The sequence below is a fragment of the Pelagibius sp. 7325 genome (assembly GCF_037652055.1).
In the GTDB taxonomy this organism is placed as follows: Bacteria; Pseudomonadota; Alphaproteobacteria; order Kiloniellales; family Kiloniellaceae; genus Pelagibius.
In genome coordinates this window covers 767377-780975 of record NZ_JBBKAH010000003.1, presented here as the reverse complement: position 1 = coordinate 780975, position 13599 = coordinate 767377, and the positions used below count along the sequence as shown (strand labels likewise).

The 13599-nt window shown below is 67.3% G+C and carries 10 protein-coding genes; 9 read left to right on the top strand and 1 reads right to left on the bottom strand.

The genetic code is table 11. The annotated features are described in order from the left end of the window. Positions 1-7: 7 nt before the first annotated feature. From WDC82_RS12695 to WDC82_RS12685, 3 genes are read left to right on the top strand one after another with little or no spacing between them, the layout of a single operon-like run. Positions 8-1063 (top strand): LacI family DNA-binding transcriptional regulator, encoded by a 1056-nt coding sequence (locus tag WDC82_RS12695; RefSeq protein WP_340117688.1) that lies wholly within the window; start codon positions 8-10, stop codon positions 1061-1063. A gap of 24 nt (positions 1064-1087) precedes the next feature. Then, positions 1088-2143 (top strand): sugar phosphate isomerase/epimerase, encoded by a 1056-nt coding sequence (locus WDC82_RS12690; RefSeq protein ID WP_340117687.1) that lies wholly within the window; start codon positions 1088-1090, stop codon positions 2141-2143. A gap of 59 nt (positions 2144-2202) precedes the next feature. Continuing rightward, on the top strand, positions 2203-3363 hold the full coding sequence (locus tag WDC82_RS12685; protein WP_340117686.1) for a Gfo/Idh/MocA family oxidoreductase: 1161 nt from the start codon (positions 2203-2205) through the stop codon (positions 3361-3363). Between the two features lie 9 nt (positions 3364-3372). On the opposite strand, the gene betC is transcribed toward WDC82_RS12685, so the two are convergent. Further along, the gene (betC, locus tag WDC82_RS12680; RefSeq protein ID WP_340117685.1) at positions 3373-4965 is read right to left on the bottom strand and encodes a choline-sulfatase; all 1593 of its coding nucleotides are present in this window, start codon (positions 4963-4965) and stop codon (positions 3373-3375) included. 134 nt (positions 4966-5099) lie between these two features. On the opposite strand from betC, the gene WDC82_RS12675 reads away from it, so the two are divergent. From WDC82_RS12675 to WDC82_RS12650, 6 genes are all read left to right on the top strand, one after another. Next, a complete protein-coding gene (locus tag WDC82_RS12675) occupies positions 5100-6020 on the top strand; it encodes a LysR substrate-binding domain-containing protein (RefSeq protein ID WP_340117684.1) in 921 nt (306 codons plus the stop codon). A 460-nt stretch (positions 6021-6480) separates the two neighbouring features. Continuing rightward, positions 6481-8070 carry an ABC transporter substrate-binding protein gene (locus WDC82_RS12670; protein ID WP_340117683.1) on the top strand — a complete coding sequence of 530 codons (1590 nt, stop codon included), beginning with the start codon at positions 6481-6483 and terminating at the stop codon, positions 8068-8070. Positions 8071-8072: 2 nt separating this feature from the next. Continuing rightward, positions 8073-9164, top strand: coding sequence for an ABC transporter permease (locus WDC82_RS12665; protein ID WP_340117682.1), 1092 nt, complete (start codon positions 8073-8075; stop codon positions 9162-9164). Further along, positions 9161-9988, top strand: coding sequence for an ABC transporter permease (locus tag WDC82_RS12660; protein WP_340117681.1), 828 nt, complete (start codon positions 9161-9163; stop codon positions 9986-9988). The genes WDC82_RS12665 and WDC82_RS12660 overlap by 4 nt, the downstream gene beginning before the upstream one ends. Beyond that, positions 9981-11612 carry an ABC transporter ATP-binding protein gene (locus WDC82_RS12655; RefSeq protein WP_340117680.1) on the top strand — a complete coding sequence of 544 codons (1632 nt, stop codon included), beginning with the start codon at positions 9981-9983 and terminating at the stop codon, positions 11610-11612. Before WDC82_RS12660 ends, WDC82_RS12655 begins: the two co-directional genes overlap by 8 nt. 1 nt (position 11613) lies before the next feature. Then, positions 11614-13599, top strand: coding sequence for a CocE/NonD family hydrolase (locus tag WDC82_RS12650; protein ID WP_340117679.1), 1986 nt, complete (start codon positions 11614-11616; stop codon positions 13597-13599).

The following is a 13599-nucleotide window of genomic DNA, read 5'->3' as shown; positions in this document are numbered from 1 at the left end:
AGCCGTCTTGGATCCAGCCGATCTGAAAACCTCCGACAAGCCGACGGTCAACGATATTGCCCGTGTGGCCGGGGTCAGCCTTGCGACGGTAGACCGCGTCCTGAACGCCCGGCCCGGCGTGCGCTCGGCGACCGTCGAAAAGGTCCAGCGGGCGATCGCCGAGCTGGGCTACATCCGCGATACGGCCGCCGCCAACCTTGCCCGGCGGCGGGTATACAACCTGCTGTTCGTTCTTCCGGCGACCGATAACGAGTTCGTCCTCGCCTTGCGTGACCAGATCCTGCTGCAGGGCCAGAAGCTCGCGCATGACCGGACCATCCTGCACACGATCACCGCGACTCCCTTCGACCCGCAGGCGATCGTCGCCATCCTCGACCGCTTGGCGCCCGCCGACACCGACGGCGTCGCGGTGTTCAGTCCCGAAACGCCGGCCGTGCGCGACGCGGTCCGGCGCGTGCGGGACAAGGGTATTGCCATTGTCGCGCTGGTTTCCGACCTGCCGAGTTCCGCGCGCGATCACTTCGTCGGCATCGACAACGTCGCGGCCGGGCGCACGGCGGCCCGCCTGATGGGCCGCTTCGTCCGACGGGCGGGCCAGATTCTGGTGATCACCGGATCCCGCCTCGCGCGCGACCACCTGGAGCGCCGCCACGGTTTCGATCAGGTCATGCAGGAGGCCTACCCGGAACTGGAGGTCGTCGCCTCGATCGAGGGGCGCGACGACCCCGGCCTTATCCACCGGCTGCTGCCCGACGTCTTCGCCAGCTACCCTGACCTTTGCGGCATCTACTCCTCGGCGGCGGGCAACGCCGGCCTGGTCCGTTTCCTCGAGGAAGCCGGGGTCCCCAAGGATCTTGTGGTGATCGCCCACGAACTGACGCCGATGACGCGCGCCGCGCTCAGCGCGGGCACCTTCGATGCCCTGATCTCGCAGGACACCGGCCATCTGGTCCGCTCGGCGGTGCGCCTGCTGAAGGCGACCGCCGACGATGTCCCCTACGATCCCACGCAGGAACGCATTCGCATCGACATCTATCTGAACGAAAACTTGCCCCCGGAGTAACGGGCGCGGAGAGGGAGGAAAGAGATGAAAACGATCAAAGGCCCTGCGCTGTTTCTGGCGCAGTTCGCCGGTGACGCGGCGCCGTTCAACACCTGGGACAGCATCACCAGATGGGCGGCCGACTGCGGCTACAAGGGCGTTCAGGTGCCCAGCTGGGACCGGCGCCTGTTCGATCTCGACAAGGCTTGCGAGAGCAAGGACTACTGCGACAGCTTCAAGGGCAAGGCGCGTGAGAACGGTATCGAGGTCACGGAGCTTTCGACCCACCTGCAGGGCCAGTTGGTTGCCGTGCATCCGGCCTATGATGCGGCCTTCGACGGCTTTGCCGATCCCTCGGTGCGCGGCAATCCCAAGGCGCGGCAGGCCTGGGCCGTCGACCAGGTGATGAAGGCCCTGACGGCTTCGAAGAACTTGGGGCTCAGTGCCCATGTGACCTTTTCCGGGGCACTGGCCTGGCCCTACGTCTATCCCTGGCCGCAACGCCCGGCCGGCCTGATCGAGACCGCCTTTGACGAGCTGGCCGCGCGCTGGCGCCCGATCCTCGATCACGCCGAGGACTGCGGCATCGACGTCTGCTACGAGATTCACCCGGGCGAGGACCTGCATGACGGGGTGACCTTCGAGATGTTCCTCGAGCGGCTCGGCGACCATGCGCGCTGCAACATGCTCTACGATCCCTCGCACTACATGCTGCAGTGCCTCGACTATCTCGATCACATCGACATCTACAAAGACCGCATCAAGATGTTTCATGTGAAGGACGCGGAGTTCAATCCGACGGGCAGGCAGGGTGTCTATTCCGGCTATCAGTCCTGGGTGAACCGCGCCGGGCGATTCCGCTCGCTGGGCGACGGACAGATCGACTTCGGCTTGATCTTTTCGAAGATGGCGGCCAATGATTTCGAAGGCTGGGCCGTGGTCGAATGGGAGTGCTGCCTCAAGCATCCCGAGGACGGCGCGCGCGAAGGCGCACGCTTCGTCGCCGATCACATCATCCGCGTGACGGAGCGCGCCTTTGACGACTTCGCGGATGGCGGTGCGGACGAGGCCGCCAACCGGCGCGCCCTGGGCATCGGCTGACGCCGGCGCCGGCCGGTCCATCGGGGAGCAGTGCGCGGAAAGCCAAGAGGAGGTACCGAATGCCGATCGCAGGCAGCACAGAAGACCGCGGGCGCCGCATCCGTCTCGGCATGGTGGGCGGGGGCAACGATGCCTTTATCGGCGCGGTGCACCGGATCGCCTCGCGCGTCGACGATAAGTACGAGTTGCTGGCCGGGGCGCTCAGTGCGACGCCCGAGAAGTCTCAGGCCAGCGGGGCGGCGCTCGGCCTTCCGCGCGTTTACGACGACTTCAAGCAGATGGCGGTGCGCGAGGCCCGGCGCAAGGACGGCATCGAAGCGGTCTCCATCGTGACGCCGAACCATGTGCACTTTGCCGCGGCGCGCGAGTTCCTGAAGCGCGGTATCCACGTCATCTGCGACAAGCCGCTGACGTCGACGCTGGCGGATGCCAAGAAGCTGGTGAAGGCGGCGGAGGCTTCGGGCGCCCTCTTCATTCTGACTCACAACTACACCGGCTATCCTATGGTGCGCCAGGCACGCGCGATGGTGCAGGAGGGTGAACTCGGCAAGATCCGCGTGATTCAGGTCGAGTATCCGCAGGACTGGCTCACCATCGAGCAGGACTTCAAGCAAGCCAATTGGCGCACCGATCCGGCGCAGTCCGGGGCCGGCGGATCGACGGGCGACATCGGTACCCACGCCTTCAATCTGGCCTGCTTCGTCTCCGGCCTGGAGGTCGAAAGTCTCGCCGCGGACTTGCAGGCCTTCGTGCCGGGGCGGCGGGTCGATGACAATGCTCACGTGATGCTGCGTTTCGCGGGGGGCGCACGGGGCATGCTGTGGTCGTCCCAGGTGGCGCCCGGCAACGAGAATGCGCTGCGCATCAGGGTCTACGGCGAGAAGGGCGGGCTCGAGTGGGCGCAGGAGGATCCAAACTACCTCTGGCACACGCCGTTCGGCGAACCCAAGCGGCTGCTCACCCGCAACGGTGCTGGAGCGGGTGCCGCGGCCGCGCGGGCCAGCCGCATCCCGCCGGGTCATCCCGAAGGCTACCTGGAAGCCTTCGCGACGATCTACAGCGAGGCTGCCGCGGCGATCCTGGCGGCCCGCGACGGCAAGCCAACACCCGACGGCATCATCTATCCCAGCGTGCGCGATGGCCTGAAGGGCGTGCAGTTCGTTTCGGCCTGCGTGAAGTCCGCGAAGCGTAATGCGGCCTGGGTGCCACTGGATCACTAGCGCCAGGCATCACGGAAAGCGGGCCTCTTCCTCGACCACGTTGAGGTCCATGTGGTTGCGCATGTAGCGCTGGGCGGCGTCCAGCTCCGGCTGGTGGTCCCAGGGCTGGTAGCGGCCCTGGCGCAGGGCGTCGTAGACCACCCAGCGGCGCGCCTGGCTCCGGCGCACCTCGGCATCGAACTGTTTCAGGTCCCAGCGCGCAAGCACCTGATCCATGTAGGCGGCGACGCGCGCCGCCTGGTCCGGGTCGCGGGCGAGGTTGGTCAGCTCCTGCGGATCGTTCTCCAGGTCGAAGAGCTGCGGTGGGTCGAGCTCGCAGTGATTGAACTTGAAGCGGGCGTCGCGGATGGAGACCAGCGGCGCGGAGGAACCCTCGCCGGCGTATTCCATCGTCACCGGATGCTTGCGCGGGCTGCCGGCGGCGATCGGCAGCAGTGATTCGCCGTCGAGATCGCCAGCATCCCGCTCCACCGGCACGCCGGCCATCTCGCAGAGCGTCGGCAGCAGGTCGAGGGTCGAGACCGGCGTGTCGATGCGCCCCTGGCCGAGGCCAGGTCCCGCCATCATCATCGGGATGCGCGCCGAGCCCTCGAAGAAGCTCATCTTGAACCACAGGCCGCGCTCGCCCAGCATGTCGCCGTGATCGGCGCAGAAGATCACCACGGTGTCGTCTTCCAGGCGGCAGCGCTTCAGCGCGGCGAGGAGGCGGCCGATCTTGTCGTCGAGATAGGAGATGTTGGCGAAGTAGGCGCGCCGCGCACGGCGCACATGGTCTTGCGTCACCTCGAGCCCGCGAAAGTCGACGGCCTCCAGCAGGCGCTTGCTGTGCGGATCCTGGTCCTCGTAGGGAATCGCCGCGACCTCCGGCAGCAGCGCCGGGCAGTCCTCGTAGAGATCCCAGAATTCCTGACGTGCGACGTAGGGATCGTGTGGATGGGTGAAGCTCACCGTCAGGCACCAGGGCTGCGCGCCCTTCAGGCGTGCCAGGCGGTAGAGCTCGGCCTCGCCGTGAAAGGCGACCTCGTCGTCGTATTCCAGCTGGTTGCTGATCTCAGCGACCCCGGCACCGGTAACGGAGCTGAGGTTGTGGTACCACCAGTCGATACGTTCGCCCGGCTTGCGGTAGTCCGGCGTCCAGCCGAAGTCGGCAGGATAGATGTCGGTGGTGAGGCGCTCCTCAAAGCCGTGCAGCTGGTCTGGACCGACGAAGTGCATCTTGCCGCTCAAGACGGTGCGGTAGCCGGCGCCGCGCAGATAGTGCGCAAAGGTCGGCAGCGAAGCCGTCACCTCGGCGGCGTTGTCGTAGACCCCCGTGCGCGAGGGCAGCATGCCGCTCATGAAGGAGGCGCGCGAGGGCAGGCAGAGCGGGCTCGGCGTATAGCCGTTGCGGAAGCGGCGCGAGCGCGCGGCCAGCGCCTTCAGATGCGGGGCGTGCAGAAAATCCGCCGGCCCGTCGGGACAGAGCGTGCCGGTCATCTGGTCGACCATCAGGATCAGGAAATTGGGCCGCCGGGTCATCTCTGCCTCGCTCTGTCGGGGAAATTGCAGCGCCGCATCGCCGCAGGGGGCCGCAGCCGGATCGCAGGCGACGCCGAGAGCCACTCAATCCGCTTATGGCTTGAGTGGCGAGGCACGCTGTCCGAATACCGGCGGGAGCCGATTTATACGAGACTCTATGGAGGATTTTGCCTTACTGTAAAGAGGTGTCCGGCTGATGACAGATATAAAGAGCATTTATGTCTCGTAATCCCCTCGATATCGGCTGCCTGCGTTCCTTCGACGCCGTGGCCCGCCACCGCAATCTGTCGCGGGCCGCGGAGGCGCTGGGCACGACCCAGCCGGCGCTGTCCTACCGGATCCGCCAAATGGAGGAGCAGCTGGGCGTGGCGCTGTTCCGCCGGCGGCCGCGCGGGCTGGAGGTGACGCCGGAGGGGGAGGTGCTGCAGACCGCGGTGCGCCAGGGGCTGGAGCGCATCGACGAGGCGGTGCAGTCGATCGCCCGGCGCGCCGGCACGCCGACAGTGCGCCTGGCCACCGACTTCGCCTTCGCCGCTTTCCGCCTGATGCCGCATGTCGCTGACTTCCGCCGCGCCCATGCCGGGGTCGACATCCACATCGTCGCCACCCAGTCGCTGGACCCCGAGATTGCCGACGACGTCGACCTGGCGGTGCTGTTCGGCGACCGCGACGACTTCGCGGAGTCGTTCGCCGGCGGCATGAGCCTGCTAATCCCGGAGCGCGCGACGGCGGTCTGCGCGCCGGGATTCCTCAAGCGTTACGGCCCCTTCGAGCGCGTCGAGCAGCTGCTGGACGTGCCGCTGGTCCATCTCGACAGCGACAGCGACAGCGGCGGGCGCTGGTTTACCTGGGAAAGCTGGTTCGACCAGGCCGGGGTGAGGCGGCACCCGACCGCCAGCGCCCTCAGCTTCAACACCTATACCCTGGTCATGCAGGCGGTGCTGGCCGAGCAGGGCGTCGCGCTCGGCTGGATGGGGCTGGTCGACGATCTGCTGGCCTCCGGCGCCGTGGTGCGGGCCTGCGACTGCACTCTGGGCAGCCCGCGCGGCTACTGGCTGCTGCGCCGCAAGGGGCAGCAGCGCGCCGAAGTCGATCTCGTCGCCGAGTGGCTGAATTTGCCGCGGGACCGTGCCGCATGAGCCTCGCCATCCGCATATCGCCGCCCGCGCCGGCCCGCCGGATGCTGTCAGGAGGTTGTCGGGATTTCGCAAATTGTGGCCGTTCCGGGATATCTCGGCCGCCGCCGGAGCGTGCCACAATGCAAATAACGACAAGAACGCGGGGAACAGGGACCGCGGTGAAACAGGGCTCGCAGGATTCCAATCGGATCGCGTGCATGGCCCCGGCTGCACTCTCGCGGCCGGGTGGTGTCCGTTTGACGCTGGCGGCGACGGCTGCTATTCGACGTCCCCTCAGACACATAGACAAGATTTTCGGCGGCACGATTCTGGATGGCGGCGCAGGCGGCGCGCCGTTGCCGTCGCGTCCTGTTTCGCGCCTGCGTGGGAGCAGGGCGCGGAACACATCAGTTTCACTGAATAACCGGGAGCCTTCCCGGCAGCAACGACCAACAGCAGGGAACAGAGAGGCAGTAAAAAAATGGACAGCTATCTGAAATATCTTGGCCGCGAGGCGGCGCTCGGGCGGCTCTCGCGCCGCGAATTCATGGGCCGCGCCGCGGCACTGGGCGTGACCGTGCCGCTGGCGAGCAGCCTGCTCGGCAGCAGCGTCCTGGCGGCGGGCCCGCAGAAGGGCGGCCACCTGAAGTGCGGCCTGCAGGGCGGCGCCAGCAGCGACGTGCTGGATCCCGCCAAGTGCACCTCGCAGGTCTGTTTCATGACGGGGCGGAACTGGGGCGACACCCTGGTCGAGAGCCATCCGACGAGTGGCCAGCCGGTCGCCTCACTGGCCGAGTCCTGGGAGGCTTCGCCGGACGCCAAGGTATGGACCTTCAAGATCCGCAAGGGTGTGCAGTTCCACAACGGCAAAGAGGTGACCGTCGACGACGTGGTGGCGACCCTGAAGCGCCACAGCGACGAGAACTCGCAGTCCGGCGCCCTCGGCATCATGAACTCGATCAGCGAGGTCAAGGCCGACGGCGGCAACCTCGTGGTCAGCCTGCCGGAAGGCAATGCCGACCTGCCGCTGCTGCTCTCCGACTACCATCTGGTCATCCAGCCGAACGGCGGCAACGACGACCCCAATGCCGGTATCGGCACCGGTCCCTACAAGGTGGCGAGCTTCGAGCCGGGCGTGCGCGTGACCTTCGAAAAGAACACGAACGACTGGCGTGACGACCGCGGCTACGTCGACTCGGTGGAGATCGTCGTCATCAACGACGCCACCGCACGCACGGCGGCGCTGTCCTCCGGCCAGGTGCACTTCGTCAACCGCATCGACCCGAAGACCGTCGACCTGCTGAAGCGCGGGCCGAACATCAAGATCGAGAACACCTCCGGGCGCGGCCACTACGTGTTCATCATGCATTGCAACACGGCGCCCTTCGACAACAACGATCTGCGCCTGGCGCTGAAGTACGCCATGGACCGCGAAGCGATGGTCTCCACGATCCTGCGCGGCTTCGGCAAGGTCGGCAACGACTTCCCGATCAACGAAACCTACGCACTGTTCCCCGAGGGCATCGAGCAACGCAGCTACGATCCCGAGAAGGCTGCCTTCCACTTCAAGAAGTCCGGCCACTCCGGCTCGGTGCTGCTGCGCACCTCCGAGGTCGCCTTCCCGGGTGCCGTCGACGCCGCCGTCCTGTACCAGGAGTCGGCGAAGAAGGCCGGCATCGACATCGAGATCAAGCGCGAGCCGGGCGACGGCTACTGGTCCAACGTGTGGAACGCGCAGCCCTTCAGCACGTCGTACTGGGGCGGCCGTCCGACCCAGGACCAGATGTACACCACGGCCTACTATTCGAAGGCGGACTGGAACGATACGCGGTTCATCCGGCCCGACTTCGACAAGCTGCTGCTGGAGGCTCGTGCCGAGCTTGACCAGGCCAAGCGTGCCGACATGTACCGCGAGATGGCCCTCATGGTGCGTGACGAGGGCGGCCTGATCCTGCCGATGTTCAACGACTTCATCAACGCCCTCGGCAAGAACGTGGAAGGCTATGTCCACGACATCGGTAACGACATGTCCAACGGCTACGCGGCGACGCGAGTCTGGCTGACGGCGTAACCATGGTGCAGGACAGCGGGCCGGCGGTAGGCGACCGGCAACCGCAGGCGGGCATGGCGGCGGGCTACTCCGGCCCGCCGCCGGCCAACCGCCCCTCCGCCGCCTCCGGGCCGGGCGGTTGGGCCGGCCTGCGGCGGCGCATGCCCCTGGCGACCCTCATCGGCCAGCGCCTGGTTCTCAGTGCGGTGCTGCTTTGGGCCGTCTCCGTGGTCGTCTTCCTCGGCATCGAGGCATTGCCCGGCGACTTCGCACAGACCTATCTCGGCCAGTCGGCGACGCCCCAGGCGGTCGCCAACATCCGTGCCGAACTGGGCCTCGACCGTCCGGCTCTCGCCCGCTATGCCGATTGGCTGGGCGGCGTGGTTCAGGGCGACTTCGGCAATTCCTGGGCCAGCGGCACTTCGGTCACCGAGCAGATCGCGCTGCGGCTCGGCAACACCCTGTTCCTCGCCTTCTGGGCGGCGCTGGTCTCGGTGCCGCTGGCCGTCGGCCTCGGCATGCTGGCAGTGCACTTCCGCAACCGCTGGCCGGACCGGCTCATCAACGTGATATCCCTCGGCGCGATCTCGCTGCCGGAATTCTTCGTCGGCTATATCCTCATCCTCTTCATCGCCGTGCAGGGCGGCTGGGTGACCTTCCCCTCCACCGTTTACGCAGGCATGTCCTTCGGGCAACGCCTGGAAGCCATCATCCTGCCCTGCGCCACCCTGGTGCTGGTGGTGCTGGCGCACATGATGCGCATGACCCGCGCGGCGATCCTCAACGTCATGGCATCGGCCTACGTGGAGACCGCCGAGCTGAAGGGCCTCGATACCCTGCGCATCATCGCCAAGCACGCGGCGCCCAACGCGCTGGCGCCCATCATCAACGTGGTGGCCCTGAACCTCGCCTACCTCGTCGTCGGCGTGGTGGTGGTCGAGGTGGTCTTCGTCTATCCGGGAATGGGACAATACATGGTGGATGCGGTGACGGTGCGCGACATGCCGGTCGTGCAGGCCTGCGGCCTCATCTTCGCGGCGGTCTACATCCTGCTGAACATGACGGCAGACATCCTGGGCATCCTCGCCAATCCGCGCCTGAGGCACCCGCGATGAAGTGGCGAGCGATTCCCCTAAGTGCCTGGATCGGCCTCGCCGGCATCGCCGCGGCGCTGATCTGTGCCCTCTTCGCGCCCTGGATCGCCCCCTTCGGCGAGCGCGAAGTGGTCGGCGACATCTGGCTGCCGATGGGCGGTGACTTCATCCTCGGCACCGACAATCTGGGCCGCGACCTGCTGTCGCGCCTCATCTACGGCGCGCAGACGACGATCTTCGTCGCCCTGGCCGCCACCATCCTGTCGTTCTCGCTGGGCGTGATGCTGTCCTTCACGGCGGCGGTGGTGGGCGGCTGGACCGACCAGGGGCTGTCGCGCCTGAACGACCTGATGATGGCGATCCCGACCCTCATCTTCGCCCTCATCGTGCTGGCGGTGCTGCCGCAGGAGCTGTGGATCCTCGTTCTGGTGATGGCGGTGCTGGATTCCACGCGCGTTTTCCGCCTGGGCCGCGCCGTCGCGGTGGACGTCACGGTCATGGAATTCGTCGAGGCGGCACGGCTGCGCGGCGAGGGGCGCATGTGGATCATCTTCCGCGAGATCCTGCCCAACACCCTGTCCCCGCTGCTTGCCGAGTTCGGCCTGCGCTTCGCCTTTGCCGTGCTGTTCCTCTCCACGCTGTCCTTTCTCGGCCTCGGCATTCAGCCGCCGGAGGCCGACTGGGGCGGCATCGTGAAAGACAACAAGGACGGCATCATCTTCGGCATCCCGGCGGCGCTCATTCCCGGCGGGGCCATCGCCGGCCTCGCGATCTGCGTGAACCTGGTGGTCGACTGGCTGATGAACCGCACCTCAAGCCTGAAGGGAGGGCGCGGCGATGGCTGATCTGCTCGACGTTCGCAACCTGAAGATCGGCGCCACCGCCTATCCACCGGGTGAGCCGCCGCAGGACATCACCATCGTCCACGGCGTTTCCTTTACCCTGGAGAAAGGCAAGGTGCTGGGCCTGATCGGCGAATCGGGCGCCGGCAAGTCCACCATCGGCCTCGCCGCCCTGGCTTACGGGCGCGGCGGCGTGCGCATCACCGGCGGCGAGGTGCTGCTGGACGGTGAGAACATTCTGGCGTTCGGCGGACGCGGCATCCGCGACGTCCGCGGCCGGCGCGTCTGCTACGTGGCTCAGTCGGCTGCGGCGGCCTTCAATCCGGCGCACCGGCTGGGTGACCAGGTGATCGAGGCGGCGCTACGCCACGGCGTTATGAGTCGCAGCGAGGCCTGGGAGCGGGCCAAGTATCTGTTCAGCGTGCTTGGCCTGCCGGATCCGGACAGCTTCGGCCAGCGCTACCCGCACCAGGTCTCCGGCGGCCAGCTGCAGCGCGCGATGACCGCCATGGCGCTCTGCCCGGGGCCGGAGCTCATCGTGTTCGACGAGCCCACCACGGCGCTGGACGTGACGACACAGATCGACGTGCTGGCGGCCATCAAGCGCGCCATCGAGGAAACCCACACCGCGGCGCTCTACATCACCCACGATCTCGCGGTGGTGGCGCAGATCTCCGACGACATCATGGTCCTGCGCCACGGCAACACCGTGGAATACGGACCCGTGCAGCAGATCATCGAGGCACCGCAGGAGGACTACACCCGCGAGCTGGTCTCAGTGCGCCAGATTCAGAAGCAGGAGGCGCCCGAGCAGTCGGACGCCGTGATCCGCATCGACGGCGTGGACGCAGCTTACTCCGGCCACTTCAAGGTGCTGCACGACGTCAGCGTTCATCTGCCGCGCGGTCAGACCCTGGCGGTGGTCGGCGAGTCGGGGTCCGGCAAGTCGACACTGGCCCGCGTCATCACCGGCCTGCTGCCGCCGTCCAAGGGGGCGGTGACGTTCAAGGGAGAGACGCTGCCGCCGAAGTTCGCCGAGCGCAGCAAGGAGCAGCTGCGTAAGATCCAGATGCTCTACCAGATGGCCGATACCGCGATGAACCCGCGCCAAACGGTGCGCGACATCGTCGGCCGTCCGCTGACCTTCTACTTCGGTCTACACGGTGGTGAGAAGACCCGGCGCGTCGCCGAGCTGCTGGAGCAGATCGAGATGGGCAAGGGCTTCATCGACCGCTATCCGGCGGAGCTCTCGGGCGGCCAGAAACAGCGCGTCTGCATCGCCCGCGCGCTCGCCGCCGAACCCGAAGTGATCCTCTGCGACGAGCCGACCTCGGCGCTGGATCCGCTGGTCGCCGCCGGCATCCTGAAACTGCTGATGCGCCTGCAGAAGGAGACCCAGCTCTCCTACCTCTTCATCACCCACGACATCGCGACGGTGCGCGCCATCGCGGACTCCATCGCGGTGATGTACCAGGGCCGCGTGGTGCGCTTCGGGCCGAAGTCCCAGGTATTGTCGCCGCCCTTCGACGACTACACCGACCTCTTGCTGAAGTCGGTACCGGAGATGCGCATCGGCTGGCTGGAAGAGGTGCTGGCGACACGGCGCATGGGCAGCGCGGGCCACTGATTTGAGCGATACCGGTTTCCGCGTTCTCGAGCACGAATGGATCGTGCTGGCCGACGGCACGCGGCTGGCGGCGCGCATCTGGCTGCCGGACGCGGCCGAGACGGTGCCCGCGCCCGCCGTGCTGGAATTCCTGCCGTACCGCAAGCGCGACGGCACGGCGCCGCGCGACGAGAGTACCTACCCCGTCTTCGCCGCAGCGGGCTATGCCGGCGTACGGGTGGATATCCGCGGCTCTGGTGAATCCGAAGGCGTCATCGACGGCGAGTACACCCCGCGAGAACTGGCCGACTGCTGCGAGGTGATCGAGTGGATCGCCGCGCAGCCCTGGTGCAGCGGCGCGGTCGGTATGATGGGCATCTCCTGGGGCGGCTTCAACGCGCTGCAGGTGGCGGCGCTGAAACCGGCGGCGCTCAAAGCCGTGATCTCCATCGCCTCGACAGTCGACCGCTTCGCAGACGACATTCACTTCAAGGGCGGCGCGCAACTCTCGGCCAATCTCTCCTGGGCGGCGACCATGCTGGCCTACCAGTCGCGCCCGCCCGACCCCGAGCTGGTCGGCGAGCGCTGGCGCGACCTGTGGATCGAGCGGCTGGAGGGCGAGCCGTTCTTCCTGGAGGCGTGGCTCGCCCATCAGCGCCGCGACGCCTTTTGGAAACACGGCTCGATCTGCGAGGACTTCGACGGCTTCGATGTGCCGGCCCTGATGCTGGCCGGCTGGGCCGACGGCTACCGCAACACGCCCTTGAAAGCCGTCGCGGGCCTGGGCAGCAAGGCGAAGGCGATCATCGGCCCCTGGGTCCACAAGTATCCGCACTTCGCCTGGCCGAAGCCGCGTATGGATTTCCATCGCGTGGCGATCCGCTTCTGGGACCGCTGGCTGAAAGGCGTCGAGAACGGCGCCGAGGATGACCCGCAGGTCACCGCCTACATCCTGGAGGCACCGCGCCCGGCGCCGCGGCGCGAAGCGGACCCGGGCCGCTGGATCGCGATCGACCGTTGGGCCGGAGGCCCGGTGCGCCGTCTTGCGCTGCGGGACGACGGGCGCCTGGCGGCGGAAGGCCAGGCTGGCAGCAGGACCATTGCGTCGCCGCCGGACACCGGAATCATGGGCGGCGAGTACTTCACTCTTAAGCCGGGTGCCGAGCTGCCCGCCGACCAGCGGCCCGACGACGGCGGCAGCATCGTCTTCGAAACGGATATATTGCCCGAACCGCTGGAGCTTCTGGGCCAGGCGGTACTGACGGCGACCGTGAGCGTGGCAGCGGAGACCGCGCTGCTCGCCGCGCGGCTGGTGGACGTGCATCCCGACGGCACGGCGACGCGCATTGCCCTTGGCGTCCTGAACCTCGCGCACCGCGGCGGCAGCGAAAATCCCGGGCCGATGCCGCCGGGCAAGGGGGCCGCGGTGAGCCTTGCGCTGGATGCCTGCGGCTACCGTCTGCCGGCGGGCCACAGACTACGGCTTTCGCTGTCGAACGCCTACTGGCCGCAGGTGCTGCCGACGCCGGGGGCGGCGCCGGTTCAGCTGCAGCTGGAAGGCGCTGTCCTGACGTTGCCGCTGCTGGGCGGGCACCAGAATATCGCGGTGCCGGAGCCGGGCAATCCCGATCCGCTGCCGACCTACATCGAGCACACGGCCATGGCGACGCGCCACGCCGTGGCGCGCGACCTCACCGCCGGCGAGACGCGCTACAGCATTCTGGAGGACACCGGCGCTTTCGAGCATCCGGATACGGGCCTCACCACGCGGCAGGTCCGCGAGGAGACCTGGACCCTGCCGCTCGGCGATCCCGACAGGGCCTCGGGCGAGTGCCGCTGGACGACCGAGATGTCGCGGTGCGCGTGGTCGGTGCGGACGCAGAGCGTCGCGACGCTTCAGTGTAGCGCGGAGAGTTTCGCGATCAGCGCCGAAGTCGAAGCCTTCGAGGGCGATGAATCGATCCACCGCAAGACCTGGCGCAAGGTAATTCCCCGCGAGCTGATGTAG

Bases quoted from the DNA above. Each gene is read 5' to 3' on its own strand.
- WDC82_RS12685 (WP_340117686.1), top strand. From the start codon at position 2,203: ATGCCGATCGCAGGCAGCACAGAAGACCGCGGGCGCCGCATCCGTCTC.
- WDC82_RS12675 (WP_340117684.1), top strand. From the start codon at position 5,100: ATGTCTCGTAATCCCCTCGATATCGGCTGCCTGCGTTCCTTCGACGCC.
- WDC82_RS12670 (WP_340117683.1), top strand. From the start codon at position 6,481: ATGGACAGCTATCTGAAATATCTTGGCCGCGAGGCGGCGCTCGGGCGG.
- WDC82_RS12655 (WP_340117680.1), top strand. From the start codon at position 9,981: ATGGCTGATCTGCTCGACGTTCGCAACCTGAAGATCGGCGCCACCGCC.
- WDC82_RS12665 (WP_340117682.1), top strand. From the start codon at position 8,073: ATGGTGCAGGACAGCGGGCCGGCGGTAGGCGACCGGCAACCGCAGGCG.
- WDC82_RS12660 (WP_340117681.1), top strand. From the start codon at position 9,161: ATGAAGTGGCGAGCGATTCCCCTAAGTGCCTGGATCGGCCTCGCCGGC.
- WDC82_RS12690 (WP_340117687.1), top strand. From the start codon at position 1,088: ATGAAAACGATCAAAGGCCCTGCGCTGTTTCTGGCGCAGTTCGCCGGT.